The sequence below is a fragment of the Olleya marilimosa CAM030 genome (genome assembly GCF_000518485.1).
GTDB lineage: Bacteria > Bacteroidota > Bacteroidia > Flavobacteriales > Flavobacteriaceae > Olleya > Olleya marilimosa.
On sequence record NZ_JADR01000001.1, the window covers coordinates 609,925 to 633,018 of the forward strand.

Sequence of the window (23,094 nt, forward strand, 5' to 3'; positions counted from 1 at the left end):
TAAAAAACCAAAAATTATGTTACGTTGGACAATCACATTTATTATTATCGCAATTATCGCTGGAATCTTAGGATTTGGTGGAATAGCAGGAGCATCTGCAGGAATTGCTAAAGTTTTATTCTTCATCTTTTTAGTGTTATTTGTATTAACACTTCTAAAAAAGGCATAAAGCTAGGAACAGAAAAACATACAACTAATCAGCTATTAAACTAATATTTTAAAAGCAAAAATAAGTTAGCTGATTAGTTTACTAAACCTTTAAAACCTAAAACAATGAAAAAGCTTATATATACATTTCTTATTCTTTTTTCGCTATCAATAGCTGTAACAGGATGTAGAGAAGAAAATAAAACACCAGAAGAAAAAGTTGAAGAGACTATTGATGAAATTGGTGATGATTTAGAAGAAGCTTCAGACGATGTTGATGATGCAATGGATGATGTAAAGGAAGAAATTGATGAAGAAATAGAGGATTAAAAATAAAAATAATACAACTACCAATAAACCAAAATATTATGAAAAAACTAGCACACACATTTATCTTGTTATTTTCAGTATCATTACTATTAACAGGATGTAGAGAAGAATCTACAGGAGAAAAAGTTGAAGACGCAGTAGAAAATGTTGCGGATGATGTAGAAGATGCAGTAGATTAAAACAAAAAAATAGCTAAGAAAAAGAAAAGTTAATTTAATATATTTAAAATGTATTTGATTAATAGCAACAAAAGTCCTAATTAAATTTAGGACTTTTGTATTTTTAAATCATAACACTAACTTATGAGTATCAAAAAAGCATTAGAATTTCTTAAAAAATTAGAGAAAAATAATAATCGTGAGTGGTTTGCAGAAAATAAATCTGAATATGATGCAGCTTTAAAGGCTACAAAAGCTGTATTTAATGAGATGTATCTTAAAATGCAAGTGCATGATGAACTTGATAAATTGAAATTGTTTAGAATTTACAGAGATGTGCGTTTTTCTAAAAACAAATTACCCTACAAAAATAATTTTGGAGGTACGTTTCATCGTGTTAAACCAAGGTTAAGAGGTGGATATTATGTGCAAATACAACCAGGAAACAACTTTATAGCTTGTGGCTTTTGGGACCCTAATAAAGAGGATTTATTAAGAATAAGAAAAGAATTTGAAATGGATGATGATGAGATTAATACAATAATTAATGACTCTAAATTTAAATCTGTTTGGGGAGAATTGAAAGGTGACGAATTAAAAACAGCTCCAAGAAATTTTGACAAAGATCATGAAGCCATTAATTTAATTAAGAAAAAGCAATACATCTTTACTAAACAATTTACAGATGCAGAAGTTTGTAAAGACGATTTTGCACAAAAGGTCAATGATTATTTTAAAACCATTAGACCCTTTTTTGATTATATGAGTGATGTTTTAACAACAGACCTAAATGGTGTGTCATTAATTAAGGATTAAGCAACTTCTGTTACAGTGTACTTGGTACCATTAAACTCAAAGGTGTCACCTGCAGACTTTTGTTTAAGTAATTGACCAATTGGTGATTGTAATGAGATAGCATAATAATCTTGATTATCAATTTCAATTTTACCAACACTTATGGATATAAAAAAATGTAAACTATCTGTTTTTACTAAACTACCCAAAGCTGCACTAGTGCTTAATAAGTTAGCTTTTACTAGTTTTAAATAATCTTGGGTTTTTCTAGCTTCGTTTAGATAACCCATATTTTTTTCTAAATCATTTAAAAGTTTTCCGTTTCCAGAATCATCATCGTCAGAGCTACCTTTATCATTACTTTCAATGGACTCTTTAATTAAGTCTATTTCGTTTTTGTAATCTGCGATGCGTTTTTCTACATGTTCGTTACAAATCTGTAGAAGTTGTTGTTTTATTGTCATTGGTTATATTAAACTGCTTTTAGTATTTCTGGTTTATCAAATAGCTGAATATTACTTTGTAAACGTTGTTTCACTATGGACATCATTCGTTTATTTAAAGCGGACGAATTTAGAATATATTTTTCATATTCTTCTGTAGTAAATTGACCAATTATGATTCCTTTCAAACTATTTCTAAATTTGATGTCTTTATGGACTGCATTTTCAATATAATTTAAACGTTTTTCAATTGTTAATTGGTAAAAAACATTTTTATGCTTGGCTATATAATTTCTAAAAACTAAAATAAATAATTCGTTTTGTAATTTAATTACAGGTCTTAGCGTTAGGTTTTGGAAACGCTCGTCTTGACTCATATTAGCACTAATTTTAATACTGGAAATTATAGGTCTAATAGCTAGTAATTGGGTATCTCTTGTAGTCATAATAATTAAGTTTTATTAAAAATATCGATAATAAAGATTAATGGCTGTATAGTTAAATATACTTTTTAACTGTGTTGTTAACAATCAAGTTTTTTTATCTTTGATTTAAAGAAAAAATATGAGATTTCACACAAGAAAATGGGTTAAACCCGAAGATTTAAATCCAAACGGAACGTTGTTTGGTGGTCAGTTATTAGCATGGATTGATGAGGAAGCTGCACTTTATACTATTATACAGTTAGAAAACAATAAAGTCGTGACCAAATACATGAGCGAAATTAACTTTATGAGTAAAGCGGTTGAAGGTGACATAATAGAAATAGGTATGGAGGTTAAAAAATTTGGTAGTACCTCGATATCTCTAAATTGCGAAGTTAGAAACATGCGTACCAGAGAGACTATTATTACTGTAGATAATATTATTATGGTTAACCTAGATAAAGATGGTAATCCAAAACCACACGGTAAAACAAAAATTGAGTTTGTTAAAGACAGATTGGCAAATTAATGGTAATCGCTATGTGGTTACAGGCTACTTATTTTAAGTATTTTTTATCCACATAAAAAGTACCAAAAGGTAATATGGAAGCTAATAGTACAATACCAAATACTTTATTATTCCATTTTTGTTCAGGCTTAATCAAAAAAGCTAATGCTATATAGCCTACAAACAATAAACCATGTGGCATACCAAGTAGTTTTACGTAATAATCGTCACCTTCTGGTAGTCTTTTATAAATAGCAGCAGCCATTAATAATAAGTATGAAATACCTTCTAATAAAGCTACAATACGAAATGTTTTAAGCATAATAATTATCTTTTGTACAAAGATAATTATTGTTTTTTTAATTACCATTTATATACGATTAATCACTAATTTCGTTTAAAATTAATGATATGGATGGTACTAGAAAATCAATATTAATTGTACTTGCTTTTTTCTCGATCTACTTTATTTGGGGTTCGACTTATTTGCTAAATAAAATTGTAGTGTCAGAGGTTGCACCATTTTTTTTAGCTGGAATTAGGTTTGCTTGTGCAGGAGTCTTAATTTTTATTATCGCAAAATTTCTAAAAATTTCTCTTAAAGCCTCCAAAAAACAAATACTAAATTCGGCTTTTGCAGGCTTTTTATTTCTTGTCTATGGTAATGGTGTCTTTGTATGGGCTTTAAAGTATGTAGATAGTGGTTTTGCAGCATTAATAGCAGCAACACAACCTTTATTTGTTATATTTTTAATGCGTATTTTACATGGATCAAAAATTAAAACAAAATCTATCGTAGGTGTTGTTTTTGGTTTTATAGGTATGTATTTATTAGTTAGTCAAGATACGTTATCACTAAATAAGGATAGTATTATTGGTATACTCATGATATTTTCATGTGTATTAAGCTGGAGTTATGGAAGTATATTTGTATCAAAATCAGATTTGCCTAAAAACTTTTTTGTGGCAACAGGTTATCAAATGCTTTTTGCTAGTTTGCTTTTAACCCTTTTAAGCTTAGTTTTTAACGAAACTTGGTTAATGCCAACACAATGGAGTCTTAATGCAAAAGGGTCTATGTTGTTGCTAATTGTTTTTGGTGGTGTAGTTGCATTTACAGCGTTTAATTATTTGTTAAAAGAGGTCTCTACAGAAAAAGTATCTACTTCTGCATATGTAAATCCAGTAATAGCATTATTTTTAGGTTGGTATGTTTTGGACGAGCAAATTACTATGCAATCCATTGTTGCAGCTTTAACCTTATTAACAGGAGTCTACTTTATTAACTCTAAGAAAAAAATAGTGATTTTTTCTAGATTTAAAAAGTAATAATTTAGGCTATTGCATAATTAAATTCTAATAAGCTTAAAGACTTAATATACAATTATTTAAAAAATCACTATCTTTGTAACTCATTTAAGCAGGTAAACCTTTCCTTGATCTTTATTTTAAGTACTTTAGAATCGTTAAGCAGAACATAGCTTTTAATTACTTCTGACAAATGAATTCATTTAAAACACACATTTAATAACGCTAATGGCTAAATCGCAACAAACATTTAATAAAAGTGAAAAAGAAAAAAAACGCTTAAAGAAAAGAGAAGATAAGCGCAAGAAGATGGAGGCACGTAAGCTTGACAAAGAAGCTAATGGTGGTTCTGATGGTATACAGTTTGCATATGTAGACTTTAATGGTAATTTGGTAGATACTCCACCAGATCCAGAATTAAAGGAAAAGATTGATGCAGAAGAAATCGTTTTAGGAGTACCTAAAAAGGTTGAAGGAGAAGAGGAAGATCCAGTAAGAAACGGAAAAGTATCATTTTTTGATACTTCTAAAGGTTTTGGATTTATTATCGATACAGAAAACAACGAAAAATATTTTTGCCACGTTAGTGGATTAATAGATCAAATTGCAGAAAATGATAAAGTATCTTTTGAATTAGAAAGAGGAATGAAAGGAATGAATGCAGTTAAGGTTAAGAAAATATAATCGACCATAATTAAAATTAAAAACCCATTAAGAGCAATCTTAATGGGTTTTTTGTTTTTAATTTAAAGAGTTTATGACCATGTTATTTAAGTTGTAATACTACTATTATTACATTGATAATGATTTAAATTTTAAGCATCTTTGTAGTATGCATACATCAATTATAAAACACATAAATAATCACATAACTCCAAGTTTAGAGGATATACAATTATTTAATTCTGTTTTAAACCAAATATCTGTGTCTAAGGGTCAGTTTTTATTAAAACCTGGCACTAATGTTCAGCATGAGTATTTTGTTGTTAAAGGCTGTTTAAAGGCATATTATTTAGATGATAAGGGAAGTATTCACATTATTCAATTTGCTATAGAGAATTGGTGGATTGGAGATTTTGAGGCGTTTTATAATCAAGGATCGTCCATACTTTATATCGAAGCTATTGAAGATGCAACGTTATTGTCCATTAATTATAATAGTCTTCAAAAAATATATAAAAAAGCACCAATTTTTGAGCGCTATTTCAGAGTATTAATAACGCAAGCCTTTATTGCACAACGTAAACGTATTTTATCAACTCTTGAAAAAAATACTAAAGAGCGTTATATTGAATTCTGTATGTCTTACCCAAACATTGAAAATCGCGTTCCTAATTACGATATAGCCAATTACCTAGGTGTATCTCCAGAAAACCTAAGTAGAGTAAGGAAGCAGCTAAAAAGTTAAAACTGTCCTAATTGATATAGATCAATTAAATTGAAGGAAGTGATTTGTAAGTTTGTAATAATTAACACATTACATATTTTCACATGAGCAAACAACCTTTATTATTACCATATAACAAAAACATAAATTTAAAAAACAGAGTAGTTATGGCACCTATGACGCGAAGTCGTGCTAATAACGACGGTAACATACCTACGGATGAGTTGCATGGATTATACTACGAGCAACGTGCATCTGCAGGTTTAATAATTACTGAAGGATCTCAGGTATCAAATAAAGCTGTAGGTTACATCAATACTGCAGGAATACATACAGATGAACAAGTAGAAGGTTGGAAAAAAGTAACCAAACGTGTACATGATAAAGGCGGAAAAATCTTTATTCAATTATGGCATGTTGGTCGTATGTCACATCCAGACTTTCATAATGGAGAGTTGCCTTTATCATCTTCAGCATTAAATCCTAATGCAAAATCTTATACACCAGAAGGGTTTAAAGATACTGTTACTCCAAAAGCTATGACCATTGCAGAGATTAAGCAAACGGTTATAGATTTTAAAAATGCTGCAGCAAATGCAGTTAAAGCAGGTTTTGATGGTGTAGAAATTCATTCTTCAAATGGTTACTTATTTCATCAGTTTTTTAATAATACCTCTAATAATAGAACGGATGAATATGGTGGAAGCATAGAGAATAAAACACGTTTTTTCTTTGAAGTTTTAGAGGCAATAAAAGAAGTGATTCCGCAAGAAAAAATAGGAGCACGTTTTAACCCTTCTTTAAATGGTCTTTTTGGAATGACTATGGATGAGGAAACGATACCAACTTTTGAATATATTATAAAAAAACTAAACGATTACAATCTAGCTTACGTCCACTTATCAGAACCATTTACAGATGTTTCGGATATTCCGTATGCTGTCAAAGAAATCGCAAAACATTTTAGACCATTATATAACGGTACACTTATGATTAATGCAGGCTTTGACCAAGAAAAGGGTAATAAAGTTATTGAGAATGGTGATGCAGATTTAGTAGCTTACGGTAAGTTGTTTATTTCAAATCCAGACTTAGTAGAGCGTTTTGAAAACAATTTAGAGTTGGCAGAATGGGATGAGGACACCTTTTATACAACAGGTCCAAAAGGATATACAGATTATCCAAAAGCATCTAAATAATAAAAGTTTAACTTAAAAACAAACAAGATGAAATTTACAAGAAAAGCAAATGCAGAATGGAAAGGTAGTGGTAAAGATGGACATGGTAGTTTAACCACAGGAAGTAAGATTTTAGATAAAACTGCCTATTCATTTCATACCAGATTTGAGGATGGTGAAAAAGGAACTAATCCAGAAGAATTAATAGGAGCAGCTCATGCAGGATGTTTTGCTATGCAGTTAAGTTTTTTATTAAACGAAGATAATTTTACAGCAACAAGTTTAGACGTAGACGCTACTGTTGTATTTGAAGATGGAGCAATTACCAAAATCACTTTAAATTTAGTAGGAGATGTTCCAGAAATTGATGCAGAAAAATTCCAACAAATCGCACATAAAGCAAAGGAAGTATGCCCAATTTCAAAAGTATTAAACACAGAGATAGAACTTAAAGTAACACTTAAAAAAGCATAAAAATGGCAACTACAACAGTAAAAGCATATGGTGCAACAGCAGCAACCGAAGATTTAAAACCTTTAGATATTAAAAGACGAGCTGTAGGAACAGACGACGTAAAAATTGATATTACGTATTGTGGTGTTTGCCATAGTGATATCCATACTGTTAGAAACGATTGGAAAGGTTCTACCTATCCAGTAGTACCAGGACACGAAATTATTGGTCGTGTGACAGAAGTAGGTACTGGAGTTAACAACTATAAAGTAGGTGATTTAGTAGGTGTAGGTTGCTTAGTAGATTCTTGTCAAACCTGTTCTTCTTGTAACCAAGATTTAGAGCAATTTTGCGAGAATGGTACAACTTGGACTTATAACAGTCCTGATAAGCATATAGAAGGCCAACAGACTTACGGTGGATATTCTACTTCAGTGGTTGTTGATGAGAAATTTGTATTACGTATACCTGAGAATATAGACGAAGCAGCAACTGCACCTTTACTATGTGCAGGTATTACTACTTGGTCTCCATTAAGTCACTGGAAAGTTAAAAAAGGAGATAAAGTTGGTGTTATTGGTCTTGGTGGATTAGGTCACATGGGAGTTAAATTTGCAAATGCTTTAGGAGCTCACGTTGTAATGATTACAACATCTCCAGAAAAAGGTAAAGATGCAAAAAGACTAGGCGCACATGAAGTGCTAGTGTCTAAAGATGAAGAGGATATGAAAAAACACCAAGGTAGTTTTGATTTTATCTTAAATACTATTCCTGTAGGACATGAAATGGATCCTTATCTAGGCTTATTAAAAATTGACGCTACAATGGTTTTAGTTGGCGCTATAGAAGCTTTAGAACCTTTCCATGGAGGAAATATCATTATGGGTCGTAAACGTATTGCTGGATCTTTAATTGGTGGTATTAAGGAAACGCAAGAGATGTTAGATTTTTGTGGAGAACATAATATTACAAGTGATATAGAGCTTATCGATATGCAAGATATTAATAAAGCCTACGATCGTGTTACAAGTAACGATGTTAAATACAGATTTGTAATTGACATGAAATCGCTTAAAAATTAAAGCACTTTTTTTTATTATATAAAAAACAGCCTCTAAGTTATTTAGAGGCTGTTTTTGTGTTTAGGCTAAAGCCGAAAAAAATCTTCTAAAATAGTAGTGTATATTTTACATAGTACAATCTATCATTGGTCTACTCTAGATAACGTATAACACTTAACTTTACAAAACAATATGGTTATTCATGTAAAATATTATTTGCGTAGATAGTAGTTAAACTCTATTGTATATATAGTTTGATAACAGTCTATAAAATGTATACCAAATCCCATCATATAAATCTGTTAAACCAACAAAACTCTACTATCTTTGCATAAAATTATATTTTATGTCACAACAGTTTTCTAGTTTAGGGATTAATGCAGCATTGCAAAGTGCTTTAGCAGATTTGCAAATCACAGATCCAACAGATATTCAATCAAAAGTAATACCTGTAATACTTAACAATACAGAGGATGTTGTAGCTATAGCAAAAACAGGAACCGGAAAAACAGTAGCTTTTGGATTACCATTATTACAATTAATAGACAATAGCAAAAATAATATTCAGGCAGTAATTTTAGCTCCAACAAGAGAGTTGGGGCAGCAAATATTTAAAAATTTAGAAGCATTTAATGCGCCTAAACTAGGAGTTAGCATTGCTGGTGTTTTTGGTGGTATACCAATAAAACCGCAAATAGAAACACTTAAAAGTACGACACATATTGTTGTAGCTACTCCTGGACGTTTAGCCGACTTAATAGAGCGTAACGCTATACATATTAAAGAAATCTCTTATTTTGTTTTAGATGAAGCAGATGAAATGGTGAGTGCACATAAAGAAGGTGTAGATGCCATAATTAAGGTTTTACCAAAAAGCAGAAGAACATTATTGTTTACAGCAACTATGCCAGGAACAATAAAGCAATTGGTTCAAAACAGTTTGTCTAAAAAAGTGTTGACTATTGAAGCTGATATGGAAACCGTTGGTCATCAAGGCATAGACCATCAATACGTTGTGGTTGAGCCTATCGAGAAATTAAATGTGTTAATGCACTTTTTAAACGCTAACGATGGTCAACGTGGTATTATTTTTTGTAAGACCAAAGCTGCAGTCAATAAGTTGGCTAAAAATTTAGCCATTAATAAATTTTCATCAGGAGCAATACATGGAAGTTTAACTCAAGGAATTCGAGATCGAATCATGGGTCAATTTAGAGAAGGTCATATTAATATACTTATTGCTACAGATTTGGCTGCTCGTGGTATTGATGTAAAAGACTTAGCGTTTGTAGTTAATTATCATTTACCAGACACCTATGATGCCTATGTGCATAGAAGTGGTCGTACAGCTAGAGCAGGAGCAAACGGTCTTGCATTAAGTGTTATTCAAGAAGATGAAATACATGATATTCCGGAATTTGAGGCAGAATTAGGAATAACTTTTAAACAATACCAAAAAGCTGACGCTAAAAGTATTGAAGAAAATAATGGTTTACTTTGGGCTAAAAAAATCTTTAAAACTAAAGTAAACAAAGATATACCAGAAGATTTTAAAGCAAAAGTAAAAACTATTTTTCACCATCTAACCAAGGAAGAGTTAGTAGATAAAATCTTATCTAATTACATTGCAGAAAACAATACTATTGTGGAAAAGCAAGAGGTTATAAAGAAAAAAAAGAAAAAATAAACCATGAGTAGCTATTTAAAAGTACAGCAAGATATTTTAGATAAATTAAATATCAAGGCACTTAATCCAATGCAGGAAGAAGCCTTGTTGTCTATTACAAATGCTGAAAACACAGTGTTATTATCTCCAACAGGGACTGGTAAAACATTGGCCTTTTTGTTACCAACTATTACTGCATTAGATACCAATTGTAAAAATGTACAATTATTAATTTTAGTACCTTCTAGAGAGCTAGCTATTCAGATAGAACAAGTGATTCGTACCATGGGAACAGGTTTTAAAGCCAATGCTGTCTATGGAGGAAGACATTTTAGTAAAGATAAAATTGATTTAGCCCACACACCAGCTATTCTAGTAGGTACACCAGGACGTGTCGCTGACCATTTAAGACGCGAAACCTTTTTAGTAGATGATATTAGTACTCTAGTTTTAGACGAATTTGATAAGTCTTTAGAAGTCGGTTTTGAAAAAGAAATGAGTGAGATTATTGCTAGTCTACCACATATTAAAAAACGAATATTAACTTCTGCTACGCAAGACATGGAAATTCCACGTTTTGTCGGTCTTGAAAATGAATTAATTATTGATTATTCAGATACTAAGGTTTCAAATTTAGAAATCAAGCAAGTGATATCACCTGATAAAAATAAACTTCAAACTTTAGTCGATTTATTACATGATATTGGTAATAAGCCAGGTATTATATTTTGTAATTACAAAGACACTATTCAATTTGTAAGCGATTTTTTAAATAAAAATAACATTCCTCATGGTTGCTTTCAAGGCGGAATGGAGCAAATTGATAGAGAACGTGCATTAATAAAATTTAGAAACGGAACTCACCAAATTATAATTGCCACAGACCTTGCTGCTCGTGGTTTAGATATTCCAGAATTAAATTATATAATACATTATCAATTACCTTTAAAAGCAGAAGAGTTTACACATCGTAACGGTCGTACTGCACGTATGAATGCAGAGGGAACATCTTATGTTATACAATGGGAAGGAGAACGTCTACCTGATTTTATTAATTTTGATGCTACTGTAACACCAAAAGGAACGGTAAATACTTTAGCTACAGATTGGGCAACTCTATTTATTTCTGGAGGACGTAAAGATAAAATTTCAAAAGGTGATGTTGCTGGTGTATTGTTTAAACAATGTCATCTAGAAAAATCTGAAATTGGAACTATAGAGCTTAAACAAGACTGTGTGTTTGTAGCTATTCCAAAAAACAAAGCATCTATTATCGTCGATAAAATTAATAATACTAGATTAAAAAAGAAAAAGGTAAGAGTTTACACTATTTAACTAATACACTTAACTTATCTAACTTTAGTGTATTATTTAACCTAAATTTAATTCCACTTATTGTTTAATCATTTTTAAGTCTAATAATTAACAATTTATTAATAAAACAGTTAAAAATTTTAATATTAATATAAAACCTTTATATTTGGTCAACCAGTTTGGTAAACCAATTTGTAAAGTTTTATATTTTAATAATGAAATTCGCTATTTCTTCAAACGCATTTATATTAAAAACAGCATTGTTTTTAACACTATGGATGTCATGCTCGTCTACTGATAATCAGGAGGAAAGCATAGCAAATATACCAACGACGGTAAACTCACCTCAAACAGTAAACAATAGTGCTATAATAGATTTTAGTAACTGGAAATTGACTTTACCAGTTGACCAAAACAATAATGGCTCTCCAGACGAGTATCAACCAAACCAACTAGTAAATTTTGGATATCAAAATATAGAAGCGGTACAACCTTATTTATATAATGATTTGTCAAATACTGCTTTAGTATTTTACACATTTCCAGAAATTTCGACCTCAAATAGTTCATATTCCAGAACAGAACTTAGAGAATTAATCAATCCTAATAATGCCAAGCAAAATTGGTCTTTATCTGATGGAGGAGAAATGATTGGCAGACTGCAATTAGAATCTATATCAGAGGATTTAGAGACAAATGCTAATTACCATAAAGTCATTGTAATGCAAATTCACGGAATTATAACAGAAGAGGATATGGCTAGTCATGGATTGTCTTCTAATAATGGACCTCCTTTAATTAAAATATATTGGAAGGACGGTTACCTATGGTCTCATAAAAAATCTTTAGTAGACCAAACCACTTCAGGTGATGCGCTTCTTGACACGTCTAGTGCAACATGGTTTGACATAAAAGATAATTTAGGTTACGTTGGATTTGAAGCATTTGATTTTAGGATTTCGGCTTCAACAGGTAGAGTAGAAGTACAGTTAAATAATCAAGAACCACTTGTGTATACTGACATTAGTTTAAATAAATGGCCTTTTCACAACTATTTTAAAGCTGGAAATTATTTAGGTACGACAAGTCCAAATGGTTTTGCGTACATCAAATATTTTAGTTTAAACGTGACACATTAATAATTATAATTTAATCAATTTATAGATGAAAAAAATAATAACGCTTTTTGTATTGTCTTTAATATTAGTTTCTTGCGGAAACTCTGACACCTTAAACAATATCAAAGTAAATTCAATTGAAGCATTGCATGAAGCTATTAAAAATAGTAGTGCTGGAGATAATATAATATTAGCAAATGGCGTCTATAAAGATGTTGAAATTGAATTTTATGGTCATGGGACTGCAAATAAACCAATCACATTAAAAGCTGAAACTCCAGGAGAAGTAAGTATAGAAGGAGTTTCTAATTTAAAAATTGGTGGAGACTATTTAGTAGTAGAAGGCCTACATTTTAAAAATGGATATACACCTTCAAAAAATGTTATTCAATTTAAAATAAATGACACTTTAATAGCTAATCACAGTACAGTAACTAATTGTGTAATTGATGCTTTTACACAACCAGATAGAGATGTTAGTGATCATTGGGTTGAGTTTTGGGGACGTCATAACCAATTAAGTAATAATTATATTACCGGAAAATCAAATTTTGGTCCAACCGTAATGGTAAGATTGGATGGTAACCAACATATAAAAAACTACCATCAAATAATAAATAACCATTTTGGACCTAGACCAAGAAAAGGAGGTCCACATGGTGAGACAATGCAAATAGGAGATAGTGGTACATCTATGACACCATCACATACCAATGTAGAAAACAATTTATTTGAACGTTGTAATGGTGAAGTTGAAATTATCTCAAGTAAATCTAATAACAATACTTTTAAAAACAACGTGTTTTTTGAAAGCGAAGGCTCTTTAGTTTTACGTCACGGAAACTATGCTACAATTGATGGAAACATTTTTATAGGTAATGATAATTCTGAATTTATTGGCGGAATTAGAGTTATTAATACAGGACATTGGATTACAAATAATTACTTCTATAAATTAAAAGGATCAACATTTAGAGCGCCTTTAGCAATAATGAATGGAATTCCTAAATCACCTTTAAATCGTTATAATCAAGTAACAGACGTTGTTATAGCACATAACTCCTTTATAGATACAAAAACACCTTTTCATTTTAGTGTTGGATCAAATGTTAGTCAAAGCGAAGTATTACCTAAGTCCGAAATCCGTTCGGCACGACCAATAAGAACTGTAATTGCTAATAATATATTATATAATCAAACGCCTTTTGATTTTCCTATTAAAAATTACGACAAGGTAGATGGTGTTTTATTTAAAAACAATTATACAAATAGTGCTAATAAAAGTGAGGTTAAACCAAAAGGTTTAATAACAGCAAATATGGATGTTACCAAAGTGTCGTCTCAATTAATGGTACCAAAAATAGATAATAGTAATGTGTATTTAGGTTTTGATTTTGAAACGATTGACACTGACCTTTTCGGGAATAAAAGAACTTCAGAAAATAATGCTGTAGGAGCTATAATCAATACAGGAGATTATAAAGCATTATACGATTCATCAAATTACGGAACGGATTGGTTTGATACTAAAAAAGCAAAAACTGAAGCTAAAACAATTAAAGTAAGTACATCAACTCAATTAATAGAAGCTTTAGCAAAAGCAAACTCAGGAGATACAATAAGCTTACAAGCTGGAGATTACCAAATTAATGAAGCTTTACCAATTTCTAAATTAATTACATTAAAGTCTTCAGATAAAAATAATAAAGCAGAAATAAGCTTCACATCTAATACTACAGCTTTTTCAATGCAGCCAAAAGGCGTGTTACATATTGAAGACCTTATTTTAAAAGGAAACCAAACGCAAGCTGCTTTTAAAACATTAGATAAAAATATGAGTAGCGCTTATGGCTTGTGGCTAAATAATACTGAGGTTAGTGAGTTTAACAGCGTATTAGAAGTATCTAAAGGGTCTTTTGCAGATACCGTTTCGGTAGCTAATTCCATTATTAAAAACTGTAAGAGTGGGATTCAATTAAATAAAGAAACTAACGACAAAGGTGATTATAACAGTGAGTTTGTTTACGTAACTAATAATACTTTTAGTAATGTAGATGCTAATGTTTTAAATTATTATCGTGGTGGTTATGACGAGTCTACTATTGGCGGAAACTTAGTATTTAAGGATAATACAGTAACAAATTGTGGAACAGCAGAAACCGAAAATATCTTAATTAAAAACAGAGGTATTGTTAATGTTGAATTTGCTAATAATACCTTTAAAAATAATCCAGTTAAGGTTGTAGCTGTCCTTTGGGGAGAAAAAGATCAAAAACCTGAAAATAATACTATTACTAATTCTGGTGAAATTAAAGTTGTACAGAATTTAAAACTGAAATTAATGTATTAGTATGAAAGTCTTTTGCTTCAATTTAATAATATGTTTAGGTTTTGTGCACATTTTAGGTGCTCAAAATATTCCATCTGATAAAGTTTTAACTATCCAAGAGCTGAGTAATTATTTAACTAAGCCTGTAAAAAAACAACTTAGTGTAAATGGTGAAATTTCAGAGCAACGATTGGCTGAGTATTTCAGAGAAAAATTCTCAGAACGTTATTTTTATGATTGGAAAACTAACGAAGCAAGATTTAAAGAATACAAAAATTTGTATCCAGAAGCTGAAGCTGGTCATACAGAACGTGCGTTAGACCATTTAGCAAAATTCCCATCTAATGCACAATGGAAACTACCTTTTAATTATCAAAATGGTCAACCCGTAAATACCTATGCTTTAAGGCATTTGGCTAGACAGCACAAAATGGTAGATATAGGCTACTATTACTTTTATCAAAATAAAGACATAACATTTTTAGACTATTTTACTCAGCAATTAGCATCGTTAAACAAAGCATTATCAAATAATCAATTTGAAATTATTGCAGATGGTAATGGTGTTTACGAAGCCTTTAGGTCTGGTTATCGTGTAATTAATTGGTTAAAGTTACATAGTTTGTTTTTAGGACAATCGGGTTATTCTGATCAAGAGCAACTGGTAACCATCGCTACTTTTTTGCAGCATGCACAACATTTATTTGAAAACAATCAAGAATTTGTACCTGGTAATCACCAAACTAGAGGATTAACCGCTTTAGCAATGATTGCAATTATTTTAAAAGATTTTGAAGGTGCAGATCAATGGTATAATCATGCTATGAGTCTTTTAGGAGTGCATTTAGATAAGGAAATTAATAATGACGGTTTCCAGTTTGAACGTACAGTGCATTACCACATTAGCGACATTGGGACTTATTATTATGTCTATCAATTAGCTAAAAAAAGTAATCTACCAATACAAGCGGTGTGGGAAAGCAAACTAAAATCTTTGTTCACAACGCTTTCAAAAATTGCTTTTCCAGATAAATCTGCTCCAGTGTTGTCAGATGATACAGATACACCTTGGTCAGAAACAAACGATATTTCTGGAGCAATGACTTTAGGATATCTTCTTTTTGAAAATCCAGAAATCGGTTATTTTGCTAATGATAAATTAAGCACTAAGTTTTATTGGACAGCTAGCCAATCTCAATTAGATAAACTTAAAAACAAGCAAACATCAGCTCCAAAAGCATTATCGTTAGACTTTCCTGATACTGGTTATTATTTTATGAGAGAAGGTTGGGATAAAGATGATACTGTCATGGTTATTTCAGCAGGAGTAGACCCAATTAAACCAGACCATCAACATGGTGATATATTGGGAATACAAGCAATGGCTAATGGAAAAGTTGTTTTACCTAATTATCAGGTTAGATATTCTCTTTTAGATTTAGAATTATTTAAAAACTCCATGACCAAGAATGTTGCTTTGGTAGATAATCAACTACTTGGTAAACAATATACAAGTAACAAAGGAGGTAGCGGTTTTGGAAAATTTAAAAAATTACCAAAACCAAAAACATTAACATGGTCTACTAATAAGGCGTTGGATGTTTTTGTAGGCAGTCATGATGGTTTTAGTAATATTGGTGTTGATTATACAAGACAAGTTATTGCTTTAAACAAAGAGTTTTGGATAGTAAAAGATAATTTTGAATCACAAACTAATCATACCTATAAACAGGTATGGCAAGGTCATTATAGTCAAGAAAATGGTCCAAACTTGTTACGATCTTCGTTTGATGATGGTTCTGGTTTAGATATTTTACAACTACATACAGTTGATAGTGTACAAACAGATGGAGCAAGAGGTAAGCAATGGTCTGTGGTTTCTAAAAACAGTGACAAGTCATTCAGTTTTATAAGTGTAATTTTTCCTTTTAAAACTTATGATAAGCGTATTGACGAAACGCTTAGTGTTCCAGAATTGAAAGGTTGGATATTAAATCAATCTAACTGGAAAACTAACAACAAACAATCTGTGTCGTTAACTAAAGCAGAGACTTCATTATTATTTTCTGTTCAAACCATAACGGATAAACAAGTATCGATTTCATTTTCAAAAACTTCAGATGTTTATATTACTCGCAATAATAATACGATAACAATACAATTATTATCTCAACCATATAATGATTTAAATATGCAAGTAATGGTAGATGGTAAACCCTTCAAAATAGTAAATAAAACAGTTTATAATTCTGGTAAAATCCCTGTAAATGGAAATCAGGAATATATATTAGAGTTTGCCAAAAATTAAAAAATCATGACTAATAAAATAGATTTAATATTAAAATACAGCTTGTTTTTACTGGTTTTTATCATGTTATCTTGTAATAACAAGGAAACAACTGTAATAAAAAACAAAATTCTTAAAGATAATTCTAATGCTAAAGAAGCGCATCCAAAATTGATTTTGACTGCTCAAGGCGTTAAAGAAATTAGAGCCCAATTAGGTAGTATCCCAATTTTTGATAAAACCTTACAATCAGTAAAAGAAGAAGTAGATGCCGAAATTGTTTTAGGTATAGATACACCAATTCCTGTAGACTATTCTGGTGGTTACACACATGTACGTCATAAAAGCAATATGATGGTCATGCAAAAAGCTGGTGTGTTGTATCAAATTTTAGATGATGAAAAATATGCTAAATATGTAAAAGATATGTTGATGCAATATGAAGCGCTTTATAAAACGTTACCATTACATCCCAAAACAAGATCTTATGCAAGAGGTAAATTATTTTGGCAATGTTTAAATGACTCTAATTGGTTAGTATATGTCAGTCAGGCTTACGATTGTATTTATAATTATTTAACCAAAGAAGAACGTGATACATTAGAAACCAACTTATTTAAACCATTTGCAGATCATATCTCTGTAGACAGTCCGCAATTTTACCAACGCGTCCACAACCATAGTACTTGGGGTAATGCAGCTGTTGGTATGATAGGTTTAGTGATGGACGATCAAGAATTAATAGATCGTGCTTTATACGGAATTAAAGACTTAAAGTTAGATACTAATAAAAAAGACGATGATGGTGGCTTTTTAAATAAAGATGGTAAAGCTGGTTTTTTAGCAAACATAGAAGAACCATTTTCTCCAGATGGATATTATAACGAAGGACCTTATTACCAACGTTACGCCATGTATCCTTTTTTAATTTTTGCTGAAGGATTGCATAACGTGAAACCAGAATTAAAAATATTTGAATACAAAGATGGTGTTTTACTTAAATCCATTAATGCTTTATTGAATTTATCTGATGCAGATGGCGATTTTTTTCCTTTAAACGATGGTCAAAAAGGCATGTCTTATTACACTAGTGCTTTAGTTACTGCTGTAGATATTTCTTATCATTTTGGGACTCAAGATCCAGGTTTACTTAGTATTGCGCAAAAACAAGATCGTGTGTTATTGGACGACTCTGGATTAGCTGTTGCACTAGGTATTAAAAATAATCAAGCAAAACCGTTTACTAAAAAATCAATAAACCTATCAGATGGTCCAAACGGAACACAAGGAGGAGTGGCTATTTTAAGAAACGAAGCAATAGAACTAGTCTTTAAATATGCAGCACAAGGTTCTAGTCATGGTCATTACGATAAGCTATCCTATTCTTTGTATGAAAAAGGTGAAGAAATTCTTCAAGATTATGGTTTATCAAGATTTGTAAACATCGAGCAAAAAGGTGGTGGAAATTATTTAAAAGAAAACAAAACTTGGGCAAAACAAACCATTGCACACAATACGGTAACTCAAAATGAAACGTCACATTTTGATGCAAAATATGAAGTTGGTAGTCAACATCATTCGGTTTTAAATTACTTTACTTCAGATAATGATAATGTACAAGTCGCTAGTGCAAAAGAGACTAATGCCTATCCAGGTACAGAGCTATTACGTACTATGGCTATTATTAAAGATCAGGATTTTGAAAAACCTTATGTGTTAGACATCATGAAAATTACTTCAGATAAAGCTAATAAATATGACTTTCCGTATTACTTCTTAGGTCAACTTATACAAACTAATTTTGACTATAAAGTACCAGCTACACTAAACCCATTAGGCACCAAAAATGGTTATCAACATTTATATGTAGAAGCAACAGCAAATGCAACTAGTGAAAACACTCAGTTATCATGGTTAAATAAAGGCAAGTTTTACACCTTAACCACTTTAACAGACACTAATGATCAATTGTATTTTACCAGAATTGGAGCAAATGATCCAGACTTTAATTTAAGACGTGAAGCTGCGTTTATGTTAAGACGAAAAAATGCTAAAAACACAATTTTTGTATCAACCATTGAAGCCCATGGAAGTTATAGTCCAGTAACAGAGTCTGCTATTAACTCTAACAGTAACATAAAACAATTAGAAGTGGTATTAAATACCGACGCGTATACAGCAATTTTAATTACAAACATAAAAGGTAATACCAAACTGTTTATAACATCAAATACAAATGCTTCAAAAACAGGTAAACACAATGTAACAATCAACGATAAGAATTATGAGTGGTCAGGTTCTTATTATTTCAAATAAAATAAAAACGACAAATTAATAGATTATGAAAAGATTTAGTGAAAAGTATGTCATTACAAAAGACATGGAATGGGAAGCACTTGGAGGAGGAGTGTCAAGAAAATTTTTAGGATATGACAACCAAATCATGATGGTAAAAGTAAAATTTGAAAAAGGTGCATTAGGTGCTCCTCATCAACATTTTCACACACAAGCTACCTATTGTGTTTCAGGAAAATTTGAATTTGAAATTGATGGAGTAAAACAAATTATTGAAGCTGGAGATGGTGTATATATTCAGCCTAATTTATTACACAGTGCAGTTTGCTTAGAGGAAGGTATTTTAATTGACACATTTAGTCCAGTAAGAGAAGATTTTTTAAGCGGAGGAGAGGTCTCATATTTTGGACATAAATAATTTTTTTTCTACAAACCTTAAGCCTTAGGACATTAGCTAATAGTAGTAAAACCAATACATAGAGATAAAGATGTTTGTTATTTTAACTCAAACATCTTCTATTTTAACATATAAAATTTACGAAAACGTTGTAATTAACAAAATTTTATATATATTTGGTAAACCAGATTGGTAAACCAATTGTAAATCTGGTATTTAATGTATAAAAAAAAGGACAGGTGTTACGACCTATCCTTTTAAAAAATACTTCTTCGACGGGAAGTAATTATGTAAAAACATAACATTACAAAAGTAACAAACATATTGGTACTTGCCTAATATTTATGTTTTTAGTGAAACAAATTAATTAACTAAAACTTAAAAATTAATTATGAATTTAAAAGCTAAATCGGCACTATTTGCAATGCTCTTTATATGTATTGCAGCTTTTGCGCAAGAAAAGTTAACAGTAAAAGGGGTAGTGGTTGATGCAGACTACAATATGCCATTACCTAACGTTAATGTTATTATTGTTGGAACCAATACAGGAGCAAGTACAGATTTTGATGGTAATTATCAAATTGATGCTAAATCTGGAGACGTACTACAGTTTTCATATATTGGATATGCTGCTCAATCAGTAATAATAGATAAGCAAACTCAAGTAAATATATCTTTAACTGTTGATGCCAATACTTTAGAAGAAGTAGTTGTAGTAGGTTATGGTACTCAAAAGAAAAGTCATTTAACAGGATCAATATCTAAGGTTGTTAATGATGATTTAGATCAAATTGCAGTGCCAAGGGTTGATGATGCGTTAATTGGTCAAGTATCAGGTGTAAATATACAAGCAACATCTGCTGAGGCTGGAGCTGCACCAACAATACGTATTAGAGGAACAGGATCTATTAATGCTAGTTCTGGTCCTGCTGTTGTAGTGGACGGAATTGTTGTTAGTTCGGACTTTCTTGGTAGTATAGATATGAATGATGTAGAATCTTTTGAGGTTTTAAAAGATGCGGCATCTGCAGCAATATATGGTAGTGAAGGGTCAAACGGAGTTATAATTATTACTACAAAAAGTGGTAAGGATGGGAAAACTAAGTTTAGCTACGATACTTACACTGGTTTTAAAGAAGCGCACGACAGTGACAATTATAAAAAAAGCGTAAGTGATTGGGCTGCTAAAGAATTAGCTGAAACTGGAGAACTTTCTGAAAGAACACAATACATGCAACTATTAGTTAGCACATTAGGTGTTGATAGAGATTGGCAAGATGTATTTTTTGATGGTGGTAAAATTACAAGTCACTCGTTATCAGCTAGAGGTGGTAACAAAAAAACAAAATTTAGTACAGCACTAAGATACTCTCATGATGAAGGAGTAGTATTAACTGATGATTATAAAGTGTACAGCTTTAAACTAAAAGTAGATACTAAGCTTAACGATAAATTAAAATTTGGTGCTAGTCTTACACCTTCATACTCTAAAAGAAGAGCATTACCAACGTCAATCCACAATCCAATAAGACAATCACCTTGGTTGCCAATATATCACACAGAAGAGTCGCTTCAATTTGTAAACCAAGACGATCCTTCTGCAAATTACTATTTTCCAGACTTACAAGTTGGAGATTACTTTTTAGAAGACCATTTAATGGAGCTTGATTTAGATGGAGACGGTAGTGCAACTAGGCCACGTACATCTGGAGATGCTAATGCTTATGCACAATATGCAGAGAGAGAACACTATGAGTTTAATAATAAACTATTAGGTTCTACTTTTTTAAGTTATGAAATCATAGACGGTTTGACTGCAAAAACATCACTTGGTGTAACTTTAGAAGGCAGAAAAAGAACACGTTGGAATGGTACTAAACACCACCAAAATGGAGCAAGTAGAGCATCTTACGAGTTACAAAACAGAGAGTCTAGACGTATAATATCTGATAATACTTTATCGTATTCCAAAGATTTTGGAAACCATGAATTTGATTTCCTTGCAGGTTTTACAGTTCAAAACCGTAGAATTGAAAATAGTGCTGTAGAAGGTTCTGGTTATACTAATGATTTAATCAAAAACTTAAATGCTGCGACTACTATTGCAAGTTATGGAGAATATAATATCGAAAAAAATAAGATAGGATATTTTGGAAGAGTAAACTATGCTTACAACGACAAGTATTTGGTATCAGCATCATTTAGACGTGATGCAAGTTCTGTATTTGGAGCTAGTACAAAATGGGGTAACTTCCCAGCATTATCTCTAGGTTGGAATGTTTCAAACGAAGACTTTTTAAGCGAAAGCGATATTGTAAATAATCTAAAATTAAGAGTAAGTTACGGTCTTACAGGTAACGAAAACTTTGATACTGGTAACGATCTTACAGATTGGTACGCATATTTATCTTTATTAAACGATTCTAATGCGATTATTGATGGTAATGTAACAACAGGTTTTTCTCCAGCTAACATTGCTAATGCAGAGTTAAGATGGGAAGCTTCAAAAGAGTTTAATCCAGGTATTGACTTTGGATTATTTAATAATAAAGTTAGTGGTTCTTTAGATTATTACAAGAGAACTAGTAATGACTTATTATTAAACAACCCAGTATCTTATACAACAGGATTTTCTGAAGGTATTGTAAACTTAGGAGAGGTTGTTAATAGTGGTTTTGAGTTAGAGTTTAGAACAAAAAATATCTCGACAGAAAACTTTAAATGGAATACAACTTTAATTGCTTCAACAAATAAAAATGAATTGACGGATTATGGTGATTCAAATGGAGCAACACCAGAGGATACTTTTGGTAGAAATTCTCAATGGATAAACTTAGTTGGTAATCCAATATCATCGTTTTATGGTTATGTAGTTGACACAGAATTAGCCAACCAATATTGGGAGTCTCCATACTTCCCAATAAATGGACAATCACAAGACGTAATTGTAAAAGATTTAAATGGTGATGGTTTAATTACAGAGGAAGATAAAGCAATATTAGGTAACCCTTACCCAGAATTAGTCTGGAGTTTAACTAACGAGTTTAGTTATGATCAATTTGATTTTTCATTCATGATTCAAGGTAGTCATGGTGCAGAAGTTAAAAACATTGGAGACCAATATTTTGCTACACATTGGCAAGGTGCAACGACTAGTCCTCAAGAGGTAGTAGATGCAGGAATTATACCAGATGTTTCGTTTTTACAAGAAAGAGTATTAACAGATGACGTTGTACAAAGTGCCTCTTACTTTTCTTTAAGAAACATCAACTTAGGTTACACATTACCAGATAATATTACAGAAAGAATAGGATTATCTAAATTAAGAGTGTATGCTACTGCTCAAAACTTACTTTATATTACATCAAGCGAGTATAATGGATTTAATCCAGAGTTTGTAGACGATGAAACACCTACACAATATGGTGCGCAAAGAGCAGGTACACCTATTTTCAAAACCATCTCTTTTGGTTTAAACGTTGACTTTTAATTAAA

Annotated in this window: 22 protein-coding genes; 19 read left to right on the plus strand and 3 right to left on the minus strand. The window is 31.2% G+C overall.

From position 1 onward, the window contains the following. Positions 1-16: 16 nt before the first annotated feature. The 4 genes from M890_RS16600 (at position 17) to M890_RS0103035 (ending at position 1,451) form a co-directional block, all read left to right on the plus strand. On the plus strand, positions 17-169 hold the full coding sequence (locus tag M890_RS16600) for a DUF1328 family protein (RefSeq protein ID WP_028282108.1): 153 nt from the start codon (positions 17-19) through the stop codon (positions 167-169). Between the two features lie 104 nt (positions 170-273). Continuing rightward, complete coding sequence (locus M890_RS0103025) at positions 274-477, plus strand: hypothetical protein (protein ID WP_028282109.1); 204 nt, start codon at positions 274-276, stop codon at positions 475-477. A gap of 38 nt (positions 478-515) precedes the next feature. After that, on the plus strand, positions 516-656 hold the full coding sequence (locus M890_RS16825) for a hypothetical protein (RefSeq protein WP_191098705.1): 141 nt from the start codon (positions 516-518) through the stop codon (positions 654-656). Between the two features lie 123 nt (positions 657-779). Next, complete coding sequence (locus M890_RS0103035; RefSeq protein ID WP_028282110.1) at positions 780-1,451, plus strand: DUF2461 domain-containing protein; 672 nt, start codon at positions 780-782, stop codon at positions 1,449-1,451. Here M890_RS0103035 and M890_RS15680 read toward each other — a convergent pair. Then, complete coding sequence (locus M890_RS15680; protein WP_051437429.1) at positions 1,448-1,894, minus strand: GreA/GreB family elongation factor; 447 nt, start codon at positions 1,892-1,894, stop codon at positions 1,448-1,450. The two genes, M890_RS0103035 and M890_RS15680, sit on opposite strands and share 4 nt — an antisense overlap. An 8-nt stretch (positions 1,895-1,902) precedes the next feature. Beyond that, positions 1,903-2,319 (minus strand): hypothetical protein, encoded by a 417-nt coding sequence (locus M890_RS0103045; RefSeq protein ID WP_028282111.1) that lies wholly within the window; start codon positions 2,317-2,319, stop codon positions 1,903-1,905. Positions 2,320-2,437: 118 nt separating this feature from the next. Between M890_RS0103045 and M890_RS0103050 the strand changes: the two genes are divergently transcribed. Continuing rightward, on the plus strand, positions 2,438-2,827 hold the full coding sequence (locus tag M890_RS0103050; protein WP_028282112.1) for an acyl-CoA thioesterase: 390 nt from the start codon (positions 2,438-2,440) through the stop codon (positions 2,825-2,827). A gap of 28 nt (positions 2,828-2,855) precedes the next feature. Here the strand turns inward: M890_RS0103050 and M890_RS0103055 are convergent, their stop codons facing one another. Then, on the minus strand, positions 2,856-3,128 hold the full coding sequence (locus M890_RS0103055; RefSeq protein WP_028282113.1) for a DUF3817 domain-containing protein: 273 nt from the start codon (positions 3,126-3,128) through the stop codon (positions 2,856-2,858). 89 nt (positions 3,129-3,217) lie between these two features. Here M890_RS0103055 and M890_RS0103060 point away from each other — a divergent pair, with 89 nt between their 5' ends. The 14 genes from M890_RS0103060 (at position 3,218) to M890_RS0103130 (ending at position 23,089) form a co-directional block, all read left to right on the plus strand. Continuing rightward, complete coding sequence (locus tag M890_RS0103060) at positions 3,218-4,135, plus strand: EamA family transporter (protein WP_028282114.1); 918 nt, start codon at positions 3,218-3,220, stop codon at positions 4,133-4,135. A gap of 207 nt (positions 4,136-4,342) precedes the next feature. Further along, positions 4,343-4,798: a cold-shock protein gene (locus M890_RS0103065; RefSeq protein ID WP_028282115.1), complete on the plus strand. Its 456-nt coding sequence runs from the start codon at positions 4,343-4,345 to the stop codon at positions 4,796-4,798. Positions 4,799-4,946: 148 nt separating this feature from the next. Continuing rightward, complete coding sequence (locus M890_RS0103070) at positions 4,947-5,522, plus strand: Crp/Fnr family transcriptional regulator (protein ID WP_028282116.1); 576 nt, start codon at positions 4,947-4,949, stop codon at positions 5,520-5,522. A gap of 83 nt (positions 5,523-5,605) precedes the next feature. Then, the gene (locus tag M890_RS0103075; protein ID WP_028282117.1) at positions 5,606-6,700 is read left to right on the plus strand and encodes an alkene reductase; all 1,095 of its coding nucleotides are present in this window, start codon (positions 5,606-5,608) and stop codon (positions 6,698-6,700) included. A 27-nt stretch (positions 6,701-6,727) separates the two neighbouring features. After that, positions 6,728-7,153, plus strand: a complete 426-nt coding sequence (locus tag M890_RS0103080) for an OsmC family protein (RefSeq protein ID WP_028282118.1) — start codon at positions 6,728-6,730, stop codon at positions 7,151-7,153. A 2-nt stretch (positions 7,154-7,155) separates the two neighbouring features. Beyond that, the gene (locus M890_RS0103085) at positions 7,156-8,214 is read left to right on the plus strand and encodes an NAD(P)-dependent alcohol dehydrogenase (RefSeq protein WP_028282119.1); all 1,059 of its coding nucleotides are present in this window, start codon (positions 7,156-7,158) and stop codon (positions 8,212-8,214) included. A gap of 325 nt (positions 8,215-8,539) precedes the next feature. Beyond that, complete coding sequence (locus M890_RS0103090; RefSeq protein WP_028282120.1) at positions 8,540-9,880, plus strand: DEAD/DEAH box helicase; 1,341 nt, start codon at positions 8,540-8,542, stop codon at positions 9,878-9,880. Positions 9,881-9,883: 3 nt separating this feature from the next. Then, positions 9,884-11,194: a DEAD/DEAH box helicase gene (locus M890_RS0103095; RefSeq protein ID WP_028282121.1), complete on the plus strand. Its 1,311-nt coding sequence runs from the start codon at positions 9,884-9,886 to the stop codon at positions 11,192-11,194. Between the two features lie 194 nt (positions 11,195-11,388). Further along, positions 11,389-12,312, plus strand: a complete 924-nt coding sequence (locus tag M890_RS0103100; RefSeq protein ID WP_028282122.1) for a polysaccharide lyase family 7 protein — start codon at positions 11,389-11,391, stop codon at positions 12,310-12,312. 25 nt (positions 12,313-12,337) lie between these two features. Beyond that, positions 12,338-14,641, plus strand: coding sequence for a chondroitinase-B domain-containing protein (locus M890_RS0103105; protein ID WP_028282123.1), 2,304 nt, complete (start codon positions 12,338-12,340; stop codon positions 14,639-14,641). Position 14,642: 1 nt separating this feature from the next. Beyond that, entirely contained in the window at positions 14,643-16,928 is a 2,286-nt protein-coding gene (locus M890_RS15685) for a heparinase II/III family protein (RefSeq protein ID WP_051437430.1), read from the plus strand. 6 nt (positions 16,929-16,934) lie between these two features. Next, on the plus strand, positions 16,935-19,223 hold the full coding sequence (locus M890_RS0103115) for an alginate lyase family protein (protein ID WP_028282124.1): 2,289 nt from the start codon (positions 16,935-16,937) through the stop codon (positions 19,221-19,223). Between the two features lie 25 nt (positions 19,224-19,248). Continuing rightward, positions 19,249-19,620 carry a cupin domain-containing protein gene (locus M890_RS0103120; RefSeq protein ID WP_028282125.1) on the plus strand — a complete coding sequence of 124 codons (372 nt, stop codon included), beginning with the start codon at positions 19,249-19,251 and terminating at the stop codon, positions 19,618-19,620. Positions 19,621-19,990: 370 nt separating this feature from the next. Beyond that, positions 19,991-23,089 (plus strand): SusC/RagA family TonB-linked outer membrane protein, encoded by a 3,099-nt coding sequence (locus M890_RS0103130; RefSeq protein ID WP_028282126.1) that lies wholly within the window; start codon positions 19,991-19,993, stop codon positions 23,087-23,089. Positions 23,090-23,094: the final 5 nt, after the last annotated feature.

Coding starts and splice junctions, on each gene's coding strand:
- M890_RS16600 (WP_028282108.1), top strand. CDS start 17: ATGTTACGTTGGACAATCACATTTATTATTATCGCAATTATCGCTGGA.
- M890_RS0103025 (WP_028282109.1), top strand. CDS start 274: ATGAAAAAGCTTATATATACATTTCTTATTCTTTTTTCGCTATCAATA.
- M890_RS16825 (WP_191098705.1), top strand. CDS start 516: ATGAAAAAACTAGCACACACATTTATCTTGTTATTTTCAGTATCATTA.
- M890_RS0103035 (WP_028282110.1), top strand. CDS start 780: ATGAGTATCAAAAAAGCATTAGAATTTCTTAAAAAATTAGAGAAAAAT.
- M890_RS15680 (WP_051437429.1), bottom strand. CDS start 1,894: ATGACAATAAAACAACAACTTCTACAGATTTGTAACGAACATGTAGAA.
- M890_RS0103045 (WP_028282111.1), bottom strand. CDS start 2,319: ATGACTACAAGAGATACCCAATTACTAGCTATTAGACCTATAATTTCC.
- M890_RS0103050 (WP_028282112.1), top strand. CDS start 2,438: ATGAGATTTCACACAAGAAAATGGGTTAAACCCGAAGATTTAAATCCA.
- M890_RS0103055 (WP_028282113.1), bottom strand. CDS start 3,128: ATGCTTAAAACATTTCGTATTGTAGCTTTATTAGAAGGTATTTCATAC.
- M890_RS0103060 (WP_028282114.1), top strand. CDS start 3,218: ATGGATGGTACTAGAAAATCAATATTAATTGTACTTGCTTTTTTCTCG.
- M890_RS0103065 (WP_028282115.1), top strand. CDS start 4,343: ATGGCTAAATCGCAACAAACATTTAATAAAAGTGAAAAAGAAAAAAAA.
- M890_RS0103070 (WP_028282116.1), top strand. CDS start 4,947: ATGCATACATCAATTATAAAACACATAAATAATCACATAACTCCAAGT.
- M890_RS0103075 (WP_028282117.1), top strand. CDS start 5,606: ATGAGCAAACAACCTTTATTATTACCATATAACAAAAACATAAATTTA.
- M890_RS0103080 (WP_028282118.1), top strand. CDS start 6,728: ATGAAATTTACAAGAAAAGCAAATGCAGAATGGAAAGGTAGTGGTAAA.
- M890_RS0103085 (WP_028282119.1), top strand. CDS start 7,156: ATGGCAACTACAACAGTAAAAGCATATGGTGCAACAGCAGCAACCGAA.
- M890_RS0103090 (WP_028282120.1), top strand. CDS start 8,540: ATGTCACAACAGTTTTCTAGTTTAGGGATTAATGCAGCATTGCAAAGT.
- M890_RS0103095 (WP_028282121.1), top strand. CDS start 9,884: ATGAGTAGCTATTTAAAAGTACAGCAAGATATTTTAGATAAATTAAAT.
- M890_RS0103100 (WP_028282122.1), top strand. CDS start 11,389: ATGAAATTCGCTATTTCTTCAAACGCATTTATATTAAAAACAGCATTG.
- M890_RS0103105 (WP_028282123.1), top strand. CDS start 12,338: ATGAAAAAAATAATAACGCTTTTTGTATTGTCTTTAATATTAGTTTCT.
- M890_RS15685 (WP_051437430.1), top strand. CDS start 14,643: ATGAAAGTCTTTTGCTTCAATTTAATAATATGTTTAGGTTTTGTGCAC.
- M890_RS0103115 (WP_028282124.1), top strand. CDS start 16,935: ATGACTAATAAAATAGATTTAATATTAAAATACAGCTTGTTTTTACTG.
- M890_RS0103120 (WP_028282125.1), top strand. CDS start 19,249: ATGAAAAGATTTAGTGAAAAGTATGTCATTACAAAAGACATGGAATGG.
- M890_RS0103130 (WP_028282126.1), top strand. CDS start 19,991: ATGAATTTAAAAGCTAAATCGGCACTATTTGCAATGCTCTTTATATGT.